This is a genomic window from Hyalangium ruber, assembly GCF_034259325.1.
Taxonomy (GTDB): domain Bacteria; phylum Myxococcota; class Myxococcia; order Myxococcales; family Myxococcaceae; genus Hyalangium_A; species Hyalangium_A rubrum.
The window spans coordinates 166,949-185,624 of the sequence record NZ_JAXIVS010000015.1; the positions used below are offsets into that span (position 1 = coordinate 166,949).

Genomic DNA, 18,676 nt, shown 5'->3' on the forward strand with positions numbered 1-18,676 from the left:
GCTGGAGAAACGGGGAGCGCTCGAATTTCGAAATCCGGAATTCTGCTTCAGGATTATCGGAAATCGAGATGCCCGGGTTTCTGTGCGTCTTTCACACCCTTGGACCTACATGATGCGCGGCAGCCGCACCTCGAAAGTAGCGCCTTCGCCCCGGCGCGAGCGCACGGAGACGGTGCCGCCATGGGCGCGGACGATCTCCCGGGTGAGGTAGAGCCCCAGGCCGAGCCCTCCATAGTTCCGCACCGGGACGGCGCGCTCGAACTTGCTGAAGATGCGCTCGAGGTCCTCCGAGGCGATGCCGATGCCCCGGTCCGAGACGGTCACCACGGCCTGCTCGCCCTCGGCGTTCACGGCCACCTCCACGGGCTGACCGGAGCCGTACTTCGCGGCGTTGTCGAGCAGGTGGGTGAGCACCTGCTCCAGCCGGGAGCCGTCCCACTCCCCCCACACGGGCTGCTCCGCCTTCAGGAGCACATCGCAGCCGGCCTGCACGAAGGACTCGCGCTGCATGTCCACGGTGTCCTGCACCAGCCTGGCCAGGTCCACCGGCTCGCGGCTCAGCTCCAGCCGGCGCTCGGCGACCTGGGAAACATCCAGCAAGCTGTCCACGAGGTTGGCCAGGCGCTGGATCTGCCGCTGGGCCCGCTCCAGCCGCTCCTCCTGCCGCGACCCCGAGACCGGGGGCTCGGCGTGGAGTCCTCGGGCGATGAGCTGCAGCTGCAGCTGGAGCGACGTGAGGGGCGTCTTCAGCTCGTGCGAGGCGACCGTGAGGAACTCGTCGCGCTGGCGCACGGCATCGAGCTGCTTCTGGTAGAGCCGCGCGTTCTCGATGGCGATGGCGGCCTGCGAGGCGATGCCCAGGAGGATGCGCTCGTGCCGCTCGGTGAAGACGTCGGTCTCCGGGTGGCCGAAGAAGAGCCCTCCCAGCACCTCGCCGGAGCGGGCCTTCACCGGCCCCGCGAGGTAGCTGCGCACCGGCAGGTGCCCCTTGGGCATGCCGTGGTAGGGCCGGTTCTGGCCATAGCGCGGATCCTTCGTCACGTCCGCCAGCCGCACCGGGCGCTCTCCATCGAAGGTCGGCCGGAAGATGTCCGTCTTGCGCGGCATGGGGAAGCCTTCGAACGACTCCCGAGGGACACCGGACAGGGTGTAGAGCATGTACGACTGCCCCTCGTCGTTGAGCACGTTGTAGAAGAACGCGCCGAAGCGGGCGCCGGTCAGCCGCGTGGCCTCATCGGTGAGCAGCTGCACCAGCCGCTCCAGGTCCAGCTCCGCGGCCAGCGTCTGGCCCGTACGGTTCAGCGCCTCGACGAGGGCCGTCTCCTGCCGTAGCGCCTCCTCCACGCTCTTGCGGGTGGTGATGTCGTCGAAGAAGACGGAGATGCCGGTCTGCGAGGGGTGGACCTGCACCTCGAACCAGGCGGCGAGCGGGGCGAAGAACTCCTCGAAGCGCGAGGAGACGTTCTCGGCCATGGCGCGTCGGTAGTGGAGCTCGAAGGAAGTGCCGAGCGCCTCCGGGTACTCATCCCAGAGCTTGCACCCGAGCAACTGCTCGCGGGGCTTGCGCAGCATGCGCTCGGCGGCGGCGTTCACGTACGTGAAACGCCAGTCCCGGTCGATCGCGAAGAAGGCATCACTCATGCCCTCCAGGAGGGCCATGGTTCCTACGGGGACCTGTGCCATCGAGGTCAACGCTCACCCAAGAAGAGATGGTCTCAATGCCATCGCTACCGCACCTGCATGGCACTGGTCATCCACCTGGGGAGTCAAATGTTCACAGTCCCATCCGCCAGCTGGGCGAAGCCGGGGTGCGCGGTGACGTGGAGCACCTGAGTCAACGTTCCCAGGTGCTTGAGCATGCGCCCCACGAGCGGCAGCTTCACCTCGTCCATGCCCGCGAAGGGGTGCTCCAGCAGGAACGGGTACTTCACCTTGGCGCTGGCCTTCTCCACCACCGTCATCCGCAGCGCCAGGTAGTACATGTCGAGATCCCGGGGGATGATCTCCCCCACGGGCACCTGGCGCCCCGCGGCGATGACATAACCCCGGCCGTCCCTGTCCCAGTCGACGCCCTGGTAGCGCCGATCCGTGAGGGCGGTGAGGTATTGGTTGCAGCGCTCGCGGAGCTGACCCGCCACGGTGGAGATGTCCACCGAGAAGATGTCGGCCGCCTGCGCCATCAACAGCGGAGAGGGATCCTCCAGCGGCTCGGCGGGCCCACCCACCGGCCCCGCGGAGGGCGACGGCGGTGCCTTGGCCAGCGCGATGGATTCCTTGGTGCGGGCCATCTCGCGCTCCACCTCGCGCACGTCGCGCACGTAGGTGCCGATCTTCCCGATCTGCGCGTTGAGCTCCTCGATCTCCCGCTTGGTCGACTCGCGCTGCTCGCCCGCGGCGAGGAAGTCCGGCGCGGACTCCATGGCGGTGAGCTGATCGCGCAGCTCGTGGACCTTCTGCTCCAGCAGCGCCTTGCGCTCGAAGACGGCGGGGAGCTCCTCGTGGCTCTCCAGCTCGAGCGCCTTGATGGCCTTGCGCACCGGCAGGGTCTCGGCTTCGAACTCCTCGAGGATCTTCTTCTCGCGCGCGGCGAACATGCCCTCCTTGCTGCGCACGGTCGTCGTCTGCGACAAGTCGTCCACGTAGCGCACGGCCAGCATGGCGGCCCAGCCGAAGGCGGGGATGTCCAGCAGCACCAGATAGCGCCAGGCGACGTTCTCCAGCACCACGCTCAGGATGATGCCCGCGAGCAGGAACAGCGCGCCCGCGCCCAGCCCCACCCAGAACAAGGGGTTGCGCTTGAGGGGCTGCACCGCGACGGGCACCGCCTGCGCCTCCTGCTCGCGCTCGGCGTTGAGCCGGTTGAGCGCGTCGTCCCGCCGGGACAGCGCCTTGGGGTAGCGCTCCACGCGGGTGAGGATGTCCGCCGGCAGGCCCAGCGACTCGGGCGTGGGCGCGGCGCTCCAGGCGTTCTCCGCGTCGCGGATGGCCACCTTGAGCCCCTCGGTGCTGTTGAGCTTGCGCTCCACCTCGAAGAGCGTCGAGTTGAGCCCGTCCAGCTTGAACTGCAGCTCGTCCACGTCGCGCGAGCGGATGATCTCCTGCTCCAGCTCGCGCACCCGGGCCTCGGCGGCGGGGATGTCCTCGGCGGGCTGCACGGCCTGATTGCTGGCCAGCCCGGAGCCGGAGGACAGCGAGGGCCGCTTCACATCGGGCCGCGAGGTGCGAGGCCTGGGCCGCCGCGAGGGCAGCTGGTTGGGCATCAAGCAGTACACCTGCTCGAACATGGTGCGCGAGGGCAGCCCGGCCTGCGAGCGCAGATACTGGGAGATCTCCGCCGTCTCATCGGACACCAGCTCCGGCGGTTGACCGGGGACGGTCTGCTTGTGCAGCGTCCCCTGCCCTCCCAGATCGCGCAGCAGGCGGTAGGTGAGGTTGTCCTGGCCGACGAAGGTGAAGGCGGCCTTGCCACCCTTCTGGCCCGAAGCCACGAAGCCCGTGTCTCCGCCTCGGCCATCGGAGTACAGCAAGGCCAGGGCGAGCCCGGCGAACGGACTGGTCTCGGAGGCGGGAGGCTTGAGGACGAGGTAGCCCGGCTTGAGCGGAAAGCGGCCCTGCGCCGAGAAACCCCGGACGTTCTGGACGGCGACCTCAACGAAGTTCATGCGCCCCCCATCCTACCTGGCGCCAACGAAAAGAGGAGCGTCCGAGCACGGACACTCCTCTTTCGGTACAGCGAACACTGAGAAGAGCCCCGCGGGGCCCCCGGTGACTAAGCGCCGGTGGCGGGCTTGGTCGCCTTCTTGCTCTCGTTCTCTTCCTGCACGTCCACGCGAGAGGCCTTGCCCTTCAGGTCGCGGAGGTAGAACAGGCGGTTGCGGTTCACGTCGCCGCGGCTGAGGACCTCGATCCTCTCGTAGCGGGGGCTGTGCAGCGGGAAGATGCGCTCCACGCCGACGCCGAAGGACACCTTGCGAACCGTGAAGGTCGAGCGGTTGTAGCCCCGCTTCTTGCGGATGACGACGCCCTCGAAGGCCTGCACGCGCTCCTTCTCGCCCTCCTTCACCTTCCAGTGGACCCGGACGGAGTCACCGGTCCGAAAGTCGACCACCCCCTCCTTGCGGAGGAACTTGGACTCGACGTACTCGATAGCGCTGCGACGCATGACGGAACCTCAAGAAATCTTGTGGTGCGAATGACCAGTAAGAGGGGCGCCTACTAGCAGAGAGCGGCGGACCCGACAAGTCTGGAGATCATCCGTTGTTCTCCGGACCAACGCCAGCGCTACAGCTCTTCCTCCCGCAGGGCGAGCAGTTTCCGGTCCGCCGGCCCGAGTTCCAGGCGGGCGAAGAGGTCCTGCCGTCGCTCCTGGGTGAGCTTCAGCGCCTTCCAGCGCCGCCAGCGGGCGATGCGCGCGTGGTCGCCGCACTGGAGCACCGCGGGCACCTCGGCGCCCCGGAACACCGGCGGCCGGGTGTACTGGGGGTGCTCCAGCAGCCCCTCCTCGAAGCTCTCGCTGACGTGGGACGCCTGGTTGCCCAGCACTCCAGGGAGCAGCCGCGCCACCGCGTCCACCACCGCGAGGGCGGCGATCTCCCCACCCGTGAGGATGAAGTCCCCCAGGGACAGCTCCCCGTCCAGGTGCGCCATCACCCGCTCGTCCACGCCCTCGTAGCGGCCGCAGACGAGGATCAGGCCCGCGGCATGATCCACCAGCTCCCGCGCCCGCGCCTGGGTGAAGGCGGGGCCTCGGGGGCTCATCAGCAGCACCTTGGCGCCCGGGTGCCGGGCCCGCGCCGCCTCGATGGCCGCCACCAGGGGCTCCACCTTCATCACCATGCCCGCGCCGCCCCCGTACGGGGTGTCGTCGGTGACGCGGTGCTTGCCCTCGGCGTACTCGCGGATGTCCGTGGCGGTGACGGCCAGCTTGCCCCGCTCCTGGGCCTTGCCGAGGATGCTCTGCCCCACGTACCCGGACACCATGCCCGGGAAGAGCGTGAGGATCTCCACCGGGTACATCAGCCCTCCTTGTCGCCCGCGTCCAGGAACTCGGGCGGGCGGATGACGATCTTCCCGCCCGGCATGTCCACCGAGGGAACGAAGTCATCGGCGAAGGGCACCACCAGCTCGGGCTTGCCCGGGGCGCGGATGACGAGGTTGGGCACCTCGCCGGTGGCCCACACCTCCACCACCTTGCCCAGCTCCTGGCCCGCCTCATCCACGGCGGAGAGGCCCACCAGGTCTCCCTGGAAGTACTCACCCTCGGCCGGAGGCTCCAGATCCTCGCGGTAGACGAAGACGGTGGAGCCCACCAGGGCCTCGGAGGCCTCGCGACCCTTCACCCCCTCGAAGGCGATGATGTCCTCCTTGGGGGTGGGCCGCACGGACTCGATCTTCAAGTCCCGCTCCTCGCCGGACTTGGTGCGCACGCGCACGCGCTCCACGGCGTCCAACGTCTCGGAGCCGGGATCGAAGGGGCGAACGGCGACCTCGCCCCGGATGCCGTGGGCCCGGGCCACATAGCCGAGCTCCAGCAGAGGGCGGGGCGTCACTGGGCGTCGGGGGCAGGAGGCGCCGCGGGAGCCGCGCCAGGGGCGGGCGCCGCGCGCCGATCGTCGAGGATCTCGAGACGGACCTTCTGCCCCTGCTTGTGCGCGGCGGCATTGAGCAGCGTCCGGAGGGCGTTCACGGTCCGCCCGTCACGGCCGATGACCTTGCCGACGTCCTCGGGGGCGACCTTCAGCTCATAGAGCCGGGCGCCGTCCACCTCGGACACACGCATGCCGACCTGGTCCGGCTGATCGACCAGGGCCCGCGCGAGATACGTAAGGAGTTGCTCCACGTCCGGTCAGCCCAGGGGGCTTAGGCCGCGGGAGGAGCGTTCTTGGCGGCGCGCTTGATGAGCTCGCCCACGGTCTCGGAAGGCGTCGCGCCCGTCTTCAGCCAGTACTGGAGCCGCTCCTGGTTGAACTCCACCTTGGGGGGGTTCAGGTTCGGATCGTAGGCGCCCACGGCCTCGATGAACTTGCCATCCCGGGGGTTCCGGGAGTCGGTGGCAACCACGTGGTAGTACGGCTTCTTCTTGGCGCCCGCGCGGGCGAGACGGAGGACAACGGCCATTTCGGATGCTCCAGATGAAAACAGCTGGTAAAAATTTGTGAACGAGGGCGCGCTATTAGCGTCCCTGCCTCGGGATTGTCAAGGAAGCTCGGTAGCTTGCGTCGGCTGCGAGGCATCCTCCCCGCTCCGATTGGCAAGCTGCCCACAGGCGCCGGCGATGTCCCGCCCGCGGTTCTGTCGGATGAAGGCGGCGATGTGACCCTCGGCGAGGATGGCGCGGAAGGTCTCCGCCCGCTCCTCCATGGTGGTCTGGAAGCCCAGGCCGGGGTTCTCGTTGTAGGGAATCAGGTTCACCTTGGCGGGGATGCCCTGGAGCAGCTCGATGAGCCGGTGGGCATCCTCGTCGCTGTCGTTGAAGCCCCGCAGCAGCACGTACTCGAAGGTGATGCGCCGGCCCTGGCGCAGGGGGAACTTGCGGCAGGCCTCCAGGAGGGCCGCGATGTTCCACTTGCGGTTGACGGGCATCGTCTTGCTGCGCTGCTCATCGGTGCTGGCGTTGAGCGAGATGGCGAGCTTGACGTCGGTCTCCTGCCCGAAGCGCTCGATCATCGGCACCAGGCCCACGGTGGAGACGGTGATGTGCCGGTGGGAGAAGTTGGGCCCCTCCTCGGACTGGAGGATGTTGAGCGCCGTCTTGAGGTTCTCGAAGTTGTGCAGGGGCTCGCCCATGCCCATGAAGACCAGGTTGGAGAGCGGGCGCCAGGTCTCCAGCTGCTCGTTCTTGCGGACCTCGCGGTTGACCGTGTGGACCTGCGCGACGATCTCACCGGGGGTGAGGTTGCGCTTGAGGCCCAGGGTGCCCGTCATGCAGAAGGAGCAGGCCATGGCGCAGCCCACCTGGGTGGACACGCACAGCGTCTTGCGGTCCTCGGAGGGCATGTAGACGGACTCGATGAAGCGCCCGTCGCGCGTCTTGAAGCGGTACTTGATGGTGCCGTCGATGGAGCGCTGCTCGAGGTCCTTGATCAGCGGGACGATCTCGGCGCGCTCCTTGAGCTTCTGGCGCAGGCCCTTGGACAGGTCGGTCATCTCGTCGAACGAGGTGACGCCGCGCTGATGGATCCAGCGGTAGACCTGGCCAGCGCGGAACGAGCGCTCACCCAGCTGCTCGGTGAGGAAGCGGGTGAGGCCCTCCAGCGTGAGGCTGGAGACGTCCACGAGCTTGGCCGGCGCGGGAGCCGGAAGCGGCGTGGTGTCGGGAGTGGTGAGAGCAGGCTCGGACATCTTCAGGTTCTAACGGGAGGTGTGGGGGGAGCCTTCCCACATCCCAGGCCGGTAAGTCAAAGGAAGGCTCGGCTCCTCCCCTGCTCCCCAGGAACCCTCAGTCCCGAGGCGGCCGGAGCCGCACGGAGATGCCCGTGGCGGGACTCCCGGTGACGGGGACGCCCCACAGCAGGGAGGTGGACACCAAGGGCTCGAGCACCTCCCCGCCCAGATGCTCCAGCAGGATGGTGTGGCGCTCGGGCGCATAGGTCGCCACGGCGATGAGCGACCCATTCCCCAGGGCGAACTTGTGGCTGAGGACAGGCGCGACCGACAGGCGCTGGCGCACCGGGAGGTCGATGAGCTCGAGGTCGGAGTTCAGGGACAGTGAGGCCTGCTCCACCAGCCCGGTGGCGGTCCACTCCATCCACTTCAGGCCGACGAACTCGCCTTCGATGAAGACAAACCTCGGATCTCCAACCCACAGCCCCTGGGGCTCGAAGCCCACGATGGTGCCGCTGAACTGCTGGCAGGGCTCGGACGTGCGCACGAAATGCCCTCCCTCCAGCCGGTAGGGACACACCTGATTCACGGGGGGAGTGCCCGGGCTTGGGGTGAATCGGGTGACGACGCCCAGCCGATCTCCAGACCGGATCAGGAGTCCCGGGGGACCGTCCTGGGTGAATGGGCTCTCGCGCTTCTCCCAGCCAGTTGGCCCCGTGGAGCTCAGCCCTGCCCCGCTGAAGGAGATGCGCTGGAGCACGGCGGAATGCAGCACCACCAACTCCTCCTCCGACGCGAGGAGGAACTCGGCGGCGCCATGGAAGTGCGCCAGGGTCGCGGTGAGCTCCAGGGCCACGCCCGTGTCCACGTAGCGCTGGATCTGGAGGGGCTCCACCACCCACACCACGTCTCCCGCGACCGCCAGCCGGCCATTCGGGAAGCTCTTGAGCACCGCGCCCTCGCGCGTGACGTTCGAGTCGCACACCCAGGCGCCCAGGCACGTGCGCTCCAGCGCATTGCACGTCTTCCCGTACTCGAGGCGAGTGGCCTTGGCGGAGCGGTCCCCCACCACCTGCAGCTCGAGCTGGTGGATGCCTCCAACGGGCTCGAACGCAGCGAGGATGTGGTGGCGGCCCGCCTTCGTCGGGGTGAACTCGACGATGGCGGAGGCCTTGGGCGACGTATTGAGAAAGGACTGGTGCCCCACCGGCAGGTTGTCCGGATCGGAGATCTCCACGGTGACCGAGGCGGGCGTGGGGACGGGCCCCTCACACGGGATGGCGACATGCGAGAAGATCCGAAGGTTCGCCAGCTTTCCCGCCATCGCCATCGCCCCGCTCGTGGGGGAAGACGTGTCCGGGGTCACGCAGGGCGATTCTTCCCCGCAGGCCACGAGCGTCCGCAGGGCCACGAGGAGCAGGAGGAGTCGACCGGGCTTCGCCATGGGGGCGATGGTCGCACAAAGCACAAGGCCCGGTCCCGCGCGGGGTGCGCGGAAGCCGGGCCTCGAGCTTCGACGGGGCGAGAGGGACTACTTCTTGCCCTTGTACTCGTACGAGTGGATCTCGGTCTCGCGGAAGAAGTAGGCGACCTCGTTCTTCGCGTTCTCCAGGCTGTCGGAACCATGCACCGTGTTCTGATCGATGCTGGTGGCGAACTCCTTGCGGATGGTGCCCGGGGCGGCGTTGGCCGGGTTGGTGGCGCCCATGATCTCGCGGTTGGCGGCCACGGCGTTCTCACCCTCCAGCACCATGAGCACCACGGGGCCGGAGATCATGAAGCTGACCAGATCCTTGAAGAAGGGCCGGGCCTTGTGAACGGCGTAGAAACCCTCGGCCTGCGCCTGGGACAGGTGCTGCAGGCGAACGGCAACGGGCTTCAGGCCCTTCTCCTCGAACTTGGAGATGATCTTGCCGATGATGCCCTTCTCCAGCCCGTCCGGCTTGATGATGGACAGCGTACGCTCGATGGCCATTGTCGTGGTCCTCGTTGAGTCTTGAGTGAAAGGTGGAAACAGCTAGCGCTTCTTCGGGGCGCCGCGCTTGAGCGCCTCCTGCAGAGTCGTACCCAGCTCGGTGGGGCTGGGGGCCATGAGGAAGCCCGCGGCCTCCATCGCCTTGATCTTCTCGGAGGCCGTGCCCTTGCCACCGGAGATGATCGCGCCGGCGTGACCCATGCGCTTGCCCGGGGGCGCCGACTGGCCGGCGATGAAGCCCGCGATCGGCTTGGTGAACTCGCGCGACACGTACTCGGCGGCGGTCTCCTCGGCGCTGCCGCCGATCTCGCCGATCATGATGACCGCGTCGGTCTCCGGGTCGGCGTTGAACAGCTTCAGGCAGTCCACGAAGTCGGTGCCGTTCACCGGGTCACCGCCGATGCCCACCGCCGTGCTCTGGCCCAGGCCGAGCTGGGTCAGCTGATGCACCGCCTCGTAGGTCAGCGTGCCGGAGCGGGACACCACGCCGATGCGGCCCGGCTTGTGGATGTGGCCCGGCATGATGCCGATCTTGCACTTGGCGCCCGGGGTAATCACGCCGGGGCAGTTGGGGCCGATCAGCCGCACGCCCGGCTTGCCCTGCAGGTAGCGCTTGGCCCGGATCATGTCGTTGACCGGGATGCCCTCGGTGATGGTGATGATGAGGGCCACGCCCGCGTCAGCGGCCTCCATGATGGAGTCAGCGGCGAACGGGGGCGGGACGAAGATGACCGAGGTGTTCGCGCCGGTCTGCTTCACCGCATCGGCCACCGTGTTGAACACGGGGACCTTCCCCTCGAAGTCGGTGCCGCCCTTGCCCGGGGTGACGCCACCCACCAGCTGGGTGCCGTACTCCAGCATCTGCTTGGCGTGGAACGAACCCGCCGAGCCGGTGATGCCCTGGCAGAGGACCTTCGTGTCGTTGTTGACGAGGATGCTCATGGTAGCGCTCTCTAGGCCTTGAGGGCGGCGACGGCCTTCTCAGCCGCCTGCCGCAGGTTGTCCGCGGGGGTGATGGCCAGGCCGGAGTTGCGCAGCAGCTCCTTGCCCTTCTCCACGTTGGTGCCCTCAAGCCGCACCACCAGCGGCACCTTGAGCTGCACTTCCTTCGCCGCGGCGATGATGCCCTCGGCGATGACGTCGCACTTCATGATGCCGCCGAAGATATTGACGAGCACCGCCTTCACCTTCGGGTCGGCGAGGATCAGCTTGAAGGCCGCCGTCACCTTCTCCTTGCTGGCGCCGCCGCCCACGTCCAGGAAGTTGGCCGGGTTGGCACCCACCAGCTTGATGGTGTCCATGGTGGCCATGGCGAGGCCCGCGCCGTTCACCATGCAGCCGATGTTGCCGTCCAGCGCGATGTAGGCCAGGTCGAACTCCTTGGCCTGCGCCTCGCGAGGATCCTCCTCGGCGATGTCGCGGTAGTGCAGCAGATCCTTGTGCCGGTAGAGCGCGTTCTCGTCGAAGTTCACCTTCGCGTCGAGCGCCACCACGCCGCCATCCTTGAGGATGACCAGCGGGTTGATCTCCACGAGGGAGGAGTCCGTCTCGACGTACATCTTGTAGAGCGCCGAGCAGAACTGGACGAACTTGTTCACCGTGGCGCCGGTGAGGCCCAGGCCGTAGGCGAGCTTGCGGCCCTGGAAGTCCAGGAAGCCCACCGCCGGGTCCACCGACTCGCGGAGGATCTTCTCGGGGTGATGAGCGGCCACCTCCTCGATCTCGACGCCACCCTCCTTCGAAGCCATGAAGGTGATGCGCGAGGTGGCGCGGTCCAGCGTCACGCCCAGGTACAGCTCCTGGGCGATGGCGAGACCTTCCTCGATGTAGAGCTTGTGGACCGTCTGGCCCTCGGGGCCGGTCTGGATGGTCTTGAGCTGCATGCCCAGCATCGCCTTGGCGAGGTCCTTCGCCTCGGCGGCGCTCTTGGCCAGCTTCACGCCGCCGCCCTTGCCGCGGCCACCCGCGTGGATCTGGGCCTTCACCACCACCACCGGCGTGGCCAGCTCCTTGGCAGCAGCCTCCGCCTCATTGGGCGAGAGCGCGAGGATTCCCCGGGGAGTGGGGACACCGTACTTCCGGAAGATTTCCTTGCCCTGGTACTCGTGGATCTTCATCGAGGCTCCGGCTGAATGGCGATGGCCCTGAAGCGCCAGCGCGGGCAGCCTCTTCGCCCAAGACGGCCCGGAGTGCAAGGGCGTTTGACAGGGCTGGGTTGCTGGTGACCCGTAGGGAGGTACGGCTCTACGGGCCTACCGAGGATCGGACGTCGGCTCTCGCGGCGGAGGGAAGAAGGGCATGTAACAGCTTCCCTGCCACTCGTAGGCGTACTCCTCGCATCCCTTACCCCTGGCGGCCAACTCGACCCAACACCCTCCTCGAATCGCCGCCATTCCCTTCGGACAGGGCGGGCGGCGTTGTCCCGCGAATGGCTCTTTGGGCATCTCGAGTGCCAGGTTCCTCGATGGCGCCGGCGCTCCACTGGGAGGCACGTGTGCGGTCAATGCCGTGTCGCCTAGAGAGGTGACACCTCCATCACGGGACTCTTCGACCGGCTCAGCATCCACCACCGCTGGAGGCGCACTGTTCTGAGGAGGATGCTCCTGCCACCGCACGCTCACGAGGATCAGTGCAAGCCCCAAGGCCGTGAGCGTGTGCCAAACACCCCAGCTCGAAGCGGGCACGGAGGGCGACCTACTCAGTACTGCCCCCTGAGCAGGGGCCTCCTGCCCGTGGGCCGACCGCACAGCAGGTGGTTCCTGCCACTGAGGATGGTGGCGCGGCGGCTCCACCCATACTCCCTCCTCTTTCTCCGTGGTCGACATGGACCTGTCGCCTTCGGGATTGAACAGCAGCACATCCGCCTCTGGCCCAGCACTCTCCGCCGCCTGCTCCAGCGCCTCTGCCGCCTTCTGGGCACTGCCCTTGAAGCGCTCCACGGGCGATACCGCCACAAGCCTCTGGATGATCGCCTCCAGTGCCGGGATCACCCGGTCGTTGATCGCCCTCGGCGAGCGCGGCCCAGGCCCACGCGGTTTCCACACCATGGAACCTGGCAGACTCGGGTCTGTAGGCGGAGGGTACCTGCCTGTCACCAGTCGGTACGCCGTAATTCCCAGAGCGAACAGGTCATCGCAGGTGTAGGCCTCGTAATGCGCGTCGGGATGACGGGCGAACAGTTGCTCGTAGGCCCACGCCTCGGGGCTGCGGTAGACAGGCGTCCCCGGCGGCAGCGGTGTTTGGGTGATCGTCGCCGCGCCGCGGTAGTCCCCTACTCCGAAGTCCGTGAGGAAGGCCTTGGCATCCTCCGGCCGCACCAGAACATTGTCGCCCTTGACGTCTCGATGCACAGCGCCCACCGCGTGCGTTGCCTCCAGCGCACGGGCCACCTGCGCGAGTAACCGCAACGTCTGGCGTGAAGTGAGGTTGTGCTCCTCAGCCCATGTGTACAGCGGCACCCCTTCCACCCAATCCATGACCAGATAGGGGAAGGCCCCGGCGGCGTGTTGCCACAAGCCACGTTCCTGAAACCGCGGAACGTTCGGATGTTGGATGCGCGCAAGCAGGTCCGCTTCACGCTCGAAACGCTCATCCCGCGAGCGGAGGGCCAGTTTGAGAGCGAATGAGCCTTCTGCCTCCCCGCCCACGCGCTCCACTCGGTAGACAGCGCCATACGTGCCGATGCCGCGCCAGCCCTTCACCCGCCACGGCCCCACCAGTGTCTCCACGGGCAGGGAGGCTGGGTTCAGTTCCAACCAGGGCCGCGTTGTCTCCATGGGCATCCTCTCCGAGAGAGAGCGGACGGCCTCGCCCGCTCCGCACGGTACCCTACCTCATGGGTGGACCCGCAGGCACCCTCCCTATCTGGTTTGGTGCCTCCATACCGTCAAGGCGCCGCGTCACCCTCCAGGGCCGGCATCCGGCAATGCCCCTGGAGGCGCACCTTCAGGCCTGGAGCGTTGTTCCCAAGCGTGATGGAGAGGTCGTGGAGGTTGGCGATGGCCGACACCAGGCCCATCCCCAGCCCGCTGCCCGGGTCGGTGCGGCTCGCATCCAGCCGGTAGAAGGGCTTGAAGATATGCGGATACTCGGCGGTGGGAATGCCAGGGCCCGTGTCGGACACGGTTGCTGTGAACTCCCCGTTCGCCCCCGCTTCCAGCCCCAGGTGGATCGCACTGCCCTTACCACTGTGGCGCAAGGCGTTCTCCACCAGGTTCGCGAAGAGCTGCATCAGCAGATTCCGGTCGCCGTACACATAGATCCACGGAGCGATCTGCTCCGTGAGGCGCTGGCCGTTGTCCTCCGCGACGGGCCCATAGGCGTCCACGAGCGTCTCCAACACCTCCGAGAGGCAGAGGATCTCGAAGCCCGCCTTCCGTGAACCGGACTCCACTTCGGCGATCCGCAGCAAGGCGGTGAATGTGTCCAGGATGGCGTCCAGTTGCTGCAAGGCTTCGTTCCGCAGCGTGTCCTGCGGCGCCTCCACGCGCATGGCCTCCAGCTTCTGTCTCAAGTGCCCCAGCGGCGTCCGCAGGTCATGGGCGATGCTCGTGCTGACCTGCCGCACGTTCTCCAGCAGTTGTTGGATCCGATCCAACATGCGGTTGATGACCGCTGCGAGCAGGTCCAGGTCATCCCCAGTCCCCCGGATGGGCAGCCGCTCCGTCACATCGCCTTTGCCAATCCGGTCCGCCACCTGGGTGATGGCATCGACCTGCGACAGGAAGCGCTGACCGAGCCACAGCCCTCCCGCTGCCCCCGCTACCAGGGTGAACAGGAAGGCCCACCCGAAGGCCCGGCGGATGGCCCGCGCGACGTCCTGGATGGGATCCAGATCCGCCGCCACAGCCAGCTTGTAGCCCTCGTCCAGGGTCAGCGCATGGAGCAGAACGGAGGTCGTGGCGTCTCGCGAGCCCTCGACGGGAACTCGCACGGTGTGCCAGCCGTCCGGGGTGGGTATGGCGGGCAGCCGGTCGAAGACCACCCTACCCTCCGGACTCTGCAGGAAGTAGCGCAGCCGACGGGCCGGGTTGGACTCGATGCGCTCCCGGATGTCGTGGCGAAGCTCCTCCACCCCATCGTCGCGGTAGTCCACCAGGAGCTGACCAACCTCCGCTTCGATCTGTCCCCGAAGCTGCTGCTCGAGCGACGACCGGACACCAAAGAAGACGATGAGCCCCAGCAGGAACACGGACAGGCTGAAGACGGCCGCGTAGCTCAGGGCCAGGCGAAAGTTCGCCGTGCGCAGGACCCTAGGGCGCCACATCGAGCTTGTACCCCGCGCCGCGCACCGTGTGGATCAACTCCGGCTCGAACCCACGGTCCACCTTGGCGCGCAGGCGACTGATGTGCGTCTCGACGATGTTGGTCTTCGGGTCGAAGTGAAAGCTCCAGACGTGCTCCAGCAGCATGGTGCGCGTGACGACCCGGCCCGCGTGACGCAGCAGGTACTCCAGGAGCCGGAACTCCGTCGGCTGCAGCTCGATGCTCCTCCCCGAGCGCACCACCGTTCGCTTGATGAGGTCCATCTCCAGGTCCGCGAGCGTGAAGACCGTCTGCACGTCCTGAAGCGGCGGCCGGCGGCCCAGCGAGCAGATACGGGCATAGAGCTCGGAGAAGGCGAAGGGCTTCACCAGGTAATCGTCTCCCCCCGACTCCAGCCCCTTCACCCGGTCATCGATGCTGCCCATAGCCGTGAGGAACAGCGTGGGGGTCCGGACATGCCCCTCACGCAGCATCCGCAGCACGGTCAGCCCGTCGAGCCTGGGGAGCATGCGGTCGATGACCAGCACGTCGTACTGGCCAGAAGTCGCCATCAGCAGGCCCTCCTGGCCATCCTTCGCATGGTCCACCACCTGCCCTAGCTCGGTCAGGCCACGGCGGATGTACTCCGCCGTCTGCGCGTCATCCTCGATCAGCAAAATGCGCAAGCGAGCCTTCCTGGCGTCAGTCCTTCCGGTCCTCGCGCGCCCCCAGCACCTTGCCGTCCGTGCCGCTCACCCGGACGTCATAGACGCGGTTGTCCTTGACGACGCTGACCTCGTAGACCGGCTCGAAGCTGTCGTCGTCGATCGAGGCCTCGTACGCCTGCCCGCCCTGGTGCCGTTGGGCCGCCTCGATGGCCTGCACCAAGGTGATCTTCGTCTGCCCGAGCATCCGGATCTCGTCCGCATCGGAAGCCAGTGCCGAGCCAGCTCCCAGTCCCGCCAGTACCGCGACCGCAGTGAACAGGTTCTTCAGCCGTGCCATGGGTCATCTCCCTGAACCGCTCAGGCGACATGCCTGAACAGTTCCATCATGCGCACGGCCGATTACGGGGCTTTGGAGGCAACTATACAGTTTGGCAATGTGGGGGCCCCCAAATGGCACGGCCCCGACCCGGGAAGCGAAGTCCCGAGTGCAGGGCCGTGTAAACGGAAGCCGTGGACCGAGGGACTATCCCGGACCCGCGTGCCCCTTCTTCTCCTCTTCCTGGAAGAAGAGATCCTTGATCAGCACCTTGGTCATCTCGCGGTTCATCGCCGCGATCGACGTCGTCAGCGGGATCTCCTTCGGGCACACCTTCACGCAGTTCTGGGCCTTGCCGCAGTCCTGCACGCCCCCGGGCCCCATGAGCGAGCGCACGCGCTCCTCCGAGTTCATCTTGCCCGTCGGGTGCATGTTGAACAGCCGCGCCTGGCTGATCGCCGCCGCGCCCACGAAGTCGTTGCCCAGCGTCACCTGCGGGCACGCCTCCAGGCAGCTTCCACAGGTGATGCACGTGGACAGCACGTACATCGTCGACTGGTCATGCGGCGACTGCCGAGGCCCCGGGCCCAGGTTGTGCGTGCCATCCACCGGGATCCACGCCTTCACCCGCTTGAGCGCCTCGAACATCCGGTCGCGGTTGACCGTCAGGTCGCGCACCACCGTGAACTTCTTCATCGGCTCCAGCGTGATCGGCTGCTCCAGCTTGTCGATCAGCGCCGAGCAGGCCATGCGCACCCGGCCGTTGATGTTCATCGCGCAGCTGCCACACACCTCCTCGAGGCACGCGGCGTCCCACACCACCGGGGCCACCTTGCGGCCATCCACGGTGACGGGGTTGCGCTGGATCTCCATCAGGCAGGAGACGACGTTGGCTCCCTTGGCGTACGGGATGCGGAACTCGTCGTAGCGGCCCTCCTTCTCCGGCCCATCCTGCCGCCAGATGCGGAAGGTCACGGTCCGGGTGGAGACGGTGCTCGGCTGTGCGGTGTCCATAGATGCGGTCGCCCTTCCCTTCACTTCCAGAACGGTTGCTTCAACTTACGCGTACCAGCGCGGCTCGGGATCCAGCACCGGCGTGGCGATGTCCTCGTAGGAGATCTGCGGCCCCTCCACCGAGTGCTTCGCCATGGTCGTCTTCGCCCACTTCTCGTGGCGCTTCTTCCACAGCCCCATCCAGTCGGCGTCCTCGCGCGGATCCTTGCTCTTGGGCTCCGGCAGCGAGAAGTCCGGCTTGTAGTGGGCTCCGCGGCTCTCATCCCGCAGCAGCGCGCTCTTGGCGATCACCTCGCCCAGCTCCAGCATGTTCCAGAGCTGGTTGGTGAACGACAGCGAGCGGTTGGCCACCCCACCCGTGTCCAGCACGTTGCACTTGTGCCAGCGCGACTTCATCTCGCGGATCTGCTCGACCGTCTTCTTCAGCCGATCGTTGTACCGGACGACGGTGCAGTTCTCCGTCATCAGCTCTCCGAGCTCCTTGGAGATCTGGTACGGGTTCTCGGGGCCGTTCATCGCCTTCAGGGTGGCGAAGCGGTCCTCCCAGTACTTCTTCGCGTCGTTGAAGTACTTGTCGCCCTTGGCCGCCGCGCTGGTGGCGTTGTTCTTCGCGTACGCCGCCATCGCCGGCCCGCCGATCATCCCCGAGTAGATGCAGGACAGGAGCGAGTTGGCGCCCAGGCGGTTCGCGCCGTGGAAGGCGTAGTCCGCCTCTCCGGCCGCGTACAGGCCCGGGATGTTGGTGGACTGGTTCTTCGGGCTGCCCTCGGCCGGCGTCTGCGTGCGCGGATCCGCCTCGAAGTTCACGTACAGGCCGCCCATCGAGTAGTGCATGCCCGGGAAGATGACCATCGGCACCTTGCGCGGATCATCGCCCACGAACTTCTCGTAGATCTCCATCACGCCCTTGATCTTCGCGTCGAGCGTGGGGGCGGGGATGTGCGTCACGTCCAGGTACACGCCATCCTTGCCGCCGATGCCCAGGCCCAGCTCGCGGCAGACCATGAAGATCTCTCGCGTGGCCACATCGCGGGGCACCAGGTTCTTGTACTTGGGGTACTTCTCCTCGAGGAAGTAGAAGCGCTCGCTCTCGGGGATCTGCAGCGGGCTGCGCGTGTCGCCCTTCTTCCGGGGCACCCACACGCGGCCGCCCTCGCCACGCACCGACTCGCTCATCAGGCGCAGCTTGTCCTCGCCCGGAATCGAGGTGGGGTGAACCTGGATGAACTCGCCGTTGGCGTAGATCGCGCCCTCCATGTAGGCGCGGCCCGCGGCGGTACCGGTGTTGATGATGGAGTTGGTGGAGCGCCCGAACACGATGCCCGGACCACCCGTCGCCAAGCACACCGCCTCGGCCGGGAAGGTGCGGATCTCCATGGTGCGCAGGTCCAGCGCCACGCTGCCGATGCAGCGGCCGGACTCGTCCTTCACCGTGCCCAGCCACTCCCAGAACTCGTACTTGGTGACCTTGCCCTCGGACTCGTAGCGGCGCACCTGCTCGTCCAGCGCGTAGAGCAACTGCTGGCCCGTGGTGGCGCCCGCGAAGGCCGTCCGGTGGTGGAGCGTGCCGCCGAAGCGCCGGAAGTCCAGCAGGCCCTCGGAGGTGCGGTTGAACGTCACCCCCATGCGGTCCAGCATGTAGATGATGCCCGGAGCCGCGTAGCACATGCCCTTCACGGACGTCTGCTCCGCGAGGAAGTCGCCGCCGCGCAGCGTGTCCTTCACGTGGATGTCCGGGTGGTCACCCTCGCCCTTGGTGTTCACCGCGCCGTTGATGCCGCCCTGGGCGCAGACCGAGTGCGAGCGCTTCACCGGGACGATCGACAGGACGTCGACGTGGTAGCCGGCTTCGGCCAGCTTGATCGTCGTCATCAGCCCCGCCAGACCACCACCCACCACCGTGAACCGCGCTGCTGCTGCCATGCTTCGTCTCCTTCACTGCCGGGGGCCTGGGAGCGGCTGGCTCGCCCGCAAGGACGAGCGCTCCACGACGGACCCCTGGTGCGGGACCTACAGGCTAGATAACTTGGCGAATGTTCGCCGCAATCGGGGCGACGCGCGCGATAAGCACGCGCCATCCCGGGCATAAGGGCCCGGCCTACCCGGCAGGTTCCAGGCAGACCGGACCGCCCTACG

General features: G+C 67.2%; 18 protein-coding genes. All 18 read right to left on the reverse strand.

The annotated features are described in order from the left end of the window. Positions 1-105: 105 nt before the first annotated feature. Positions 106-1,659 carry a sensor histidine kinase gene (locus SYV04_RS34695; RefSeq protein WP_321550297.1) on the reverse strand — a complete coding sequence of 518 codons (1,554 nt, stop codon included), beginning with the start codon at positions 1,657-1,659 and terminating at the stop codon, positions 106-108. 107 nt (positions 1,660-1,766) lie between these two features. Further along, a complete protein-coding gene (locus SYV04_RS34700; protein ID WP_321550298.1) occupies positions 1,767-3,662 on the reverse strand; it encodes an ATP-binding protein in 1,896 nt (631 codons plus the stop codon). A gap of 107 nt (positions 3,663-3,769) precedes the next feature. Beyond that, entirely contained in the window at positions 3,770-4,162 is a 393-nt protein-coding gene (gene rplS, locus SYV04_RS34705) for a 50S ribosomal protein L19 (protein WP_321550299.1), read from the reverse strand. 119 nt (positions 4,163-4,281) lie between these two features. Further along, entirely contained in the window at positions 4,282-5,016 is a 735-nt protein-coding gene (gene trmD / locus SYV04_RS34710) for a tRNA (guanosine(37)-N1)-methyltransferase TrmD (RefSeq protein WP_321550300.1), read from the reverse strand. Next, positions 5,016-5,549 carry a ribosome maturation factor RimM gene (gene rimM, locus SYV04_RS34715; RefSeq protein WP_321550301.1) on the reverse strand — a complete coding sequence of 178 codons (534 nt, stop codon included), beginning with the start codon at positions 5,547-5,549 and terminating at the stop codon, positions 5,016-5,018. Before rimM ends, trmD begins: the two co-directional genes overlap by 1 nt. Then, positions 5,546-5,839, reverse strand: coding sequence for a KH domain-containing protein (locus SYV04_RS34720; RefSeq protein WP_321550302.1), 294 nt, complete (start codon positions 5,837-5,839; stop codon positions 5,546-5,548). The genes rimM and SYV04_RS34720 overlap by 4 nt, the downstream gene beginning before the upstream one ends. Positions 5,840-5,859: 20 nt before the next feature. Next, entirely contained in the window at positions 5,860-6,117 is a 258-nt protein-coding gene (rpsP, locus tag SYV04_RS34725) for a 30S ribosomal protein S16 (protein ID WP_321550303.1), read from the reverse strand. Between the two features lie 78 nt (positions 6,118-6,195). Then, on the reverse strand, positions 6,196-7,341 hold the full coding sequence (gene rlmN, locus SYV04_RS34730) for a dual-specificity RNA methyltransferase RlmN (RefSeq protein WP_321550304.1): 1,146 nt from the start codon (positions 7,339-7,341) through the stop codon (positions 6,196-6,198). A gap of 97 nt (positions 7,342-7,438) precedes the next feature. After that, on the reverse strand, positions 7,439-8,653 hold the full coding sequence (locus SYV04_RS34735) for a hypothetical protein (protein ID WP_321550305.1): 1,215 nt from the start codon (positions 8,651-8,653) through the stop codon (positions 7,439-7,441). 201 nt (positions 8,654-8,854) lie between these two features. Continuing rightward, positions 8,855-9,298: a nucleoside-diphosphate kinase gene (gene ndk / locus SYV04_RS34740; protein ID WP_321550306.1), complete on the reverse strand. Its 444-nt coding sequence runs from the start codon at positions 9,296-9,298 to the stop codon at positions 8,855-8,857. A 42-nt stretch (positions 9,299-9,340) separates the two neighbouring features. After that, complete coding sequence (gene sucD, locus SYV04_RS34745) at positions 9,341-10,240, reverse strand: succinate--CoA ligase subunit alpha (protein ID WP_321550307.1); 900 nt, start codon at positions 10,238-10,240, stop codon at positions 9,341-9,343. Between the two features lie 11 nt (positions 10,241-10,251). Beyond that, a complete protein-coding gene (gene sucC / locus SYV04_RS34750; RefSeq protein WP_321550308.1) occupies positions 10,252-11,415 on the reverse strand; it encodes an ADP-forming succinate--CoA ligase subunit beta in 1,164 nt (387 codons plus the stop codon). 135 nt (positions 11,416-11,550) lie between these two features. Continuing rightward, positions 11,551-13,074: a serine/threonine-protein kinase gene (locus SYV04_RS34755; RefSeq protein WP_321550309.1), complete on the reverse strand. Its 1,524-nt coding sequence runs from the start codon at positions 13,072-13,074 to the stop codon at positions 11,551-11,553. Positions 13,075-13,184: 110 nt separating this feature from the next. After that, on the reverse strand, positions 13,185-14,564 hold the full coding sequence (locus SYV04_RS34760; RefSeq protein WP_321550310.1) for a sensor histidine kinase: 1,380 nt from the start codon (positions 14,562-14,564) through the stop codon (positions 13,185-13,187). Beyond that, on the reverse strand, positions 14,551-15,228 hold the full coding sequence (locus tag SYV04_RS34765) for a winged helix-turn-helix domain-containing protein (protein ID WP_321550311.1): 678 nt from the start codon (positions 15,226-15,228) through the stop codon (positions 14,551-14,553). The genes SYV04_RS34760 and SYV04_RS34765 overlap by 14 nt, the downstream gene beginning before the upstream one ends. A 16-nt stretch (positions 15,229-15,244) precedes the next feature. Further along, positions 15,245-15,547 (reverse strand): PepSY domain-containing protein, encoded by a 303-nt coding sequence (locus SYV04_RS34770; protein ID WP_321550312.1) that lies wholly within the window; start codon positions 15,545-15,547, stop codon positions 15,245-15,247. A 186-nt stretch (positions 15,548-15,733) separates the two neighbouring features. Continuing rightward, positions 15,734-16,540 carry a succinate dehydrogenase iron-sulfur subunit gene (sdhB, locus tag SYV04_RS34775; protein ID WP_321550313.1) on the reverse strand — a complete coding sequence of 269 codons (807 nt, stop codon included), beginning with the start codon at positions 16,538-16,540 and terminating at the stop codon, positions 15,734-15,736. Positions 16,541-16,585: 45 nt separating this feature from the next. Then, positions 16,586-18,463, reverse strand: coding sequence for a succinate dehydrogenase flavoprotein subunit (gene sdhA / locus SYV04_RS34780; protein WP_321550314.1), 1,878 nt, complete (start codon positions 18,461-18,463; stop codon positions 16,586-16,588). Between the last annotated feature and the right edge of the window lie 213 nt (positions 18,464-18,676).

What these genes read in the sequence shown, in the direction of transcription:
- SYV04_RS34695 (WP_321550297.1), bottom strand. Translation starts at nt 1,659, where the DNA reads ATGGCCCTCCTGGAGGGCATGAGTGATGCCTTCTTCGCGATCGACCGG.
- SYV04_RS34700 (WP_321550298.1), bottom strand. Translation starts at nt 3,662, where the DNA reads ATGAACTTCGTTGAGGTCGCCGTCCAGAACGTCCGGGGTTTCTCGGCG.
- rplS (WP_321550299.1), bottom strand. Translation starts at nt 4,162, where the DNA reads ATGCGTCGCAGCGCTATCGAGTACGTCGAGTCCAAGTTCCTCCGCAAG.
- trmD (WP_321550300.1), bottom strand. Translation starts at nt 5,016, where the DNA reads ATGTACCCGGTGGAGATCCTCACGCTCTTCCCGGGCATGGTGTCCGGG.
- rpsP (WP_321550303.1), bottom strand. Translation starts at nt 6,117, where the DNA reads ATGGCCGTTGTCCTCCGTCTCGCCCGCGCGGGCGCCAAGAAGAAGCCG.
- rlmN (WP_321550304.1), bottom strand. Translation starts at nt 7,341, where the DNA reads ATGTCCGAGCCTGCTCTCACCACTCCCGACACCACGCCGCTTCCGGCT.
- SYV04_RS34735 (WP_321550305.1), bottom strand. Translation starts at nt 8,653, where the DNA reads ATGGCGATGGCGGGAAAGCTGGCGAACCTTCGGATCTTCTCGCATGTC.
- ndk (WP_321550306.1), bottom strand. Translation starts at nt 9,298, where the DNA reads ATGGCCATCGAGCGTACGCTGTCCATCATCAAGCCGGACGGGCTGGAG.
- sucD (WP_321550307.1), bottom strand. Translation starts at nt 10,240, where the DNA reads ATGAGCATCCTCGTCAACAACGACACGAAGGTCCTCTGCCAGGGCATC.
- sucC (WP_321550308.1), bottom strand. Translation starts at nt 11,415, where the DNA reads ATGAAGATCCACGAGTACCAGGGCAAGGAAATCTTCCGGAAGTACGGT.
- SYV04_RS34755 (WP_321550309.1), bottom strand. Translation starts at nt 13,074, where the DNA reads ATGGAGACAACGCGGCCCTGGTTGGAACTGAACCCAGCCTCCCTGCCC.
- SYV04_RS34760 (WP_321550310.1), bottom strand. Translation starts at nt 14,564, where the DNA reads ATGTGGCGCCCTAGGGTCCTGCGCACGGCGAACTTTCGCCTGGCCCTG.
- SYV04_RS34770 (WP_321550312.1), bottom strand. Translation starts at nt 15,547, where the DNA reads ATGGCACGGCTGAAGAACCTGTTCACTGCGGTCGCGGTACTGGCGGGA.
- sdhB (WP_321550313.1), bottom strand. Translation starts at nt 16,540, where the DNA reads ATGGACACCGCACAGCCGAGCACCGTCTCCACCCGGACCGTGACCTTC.
- sdhA (WP_321550314.1), bottom strand. Translation starts at nt 18,463, where the DNA reads ATGGCAGCAGCAGCGCGGTTCACGGTGGTGGGTGGTGGTCTGGCGGGG.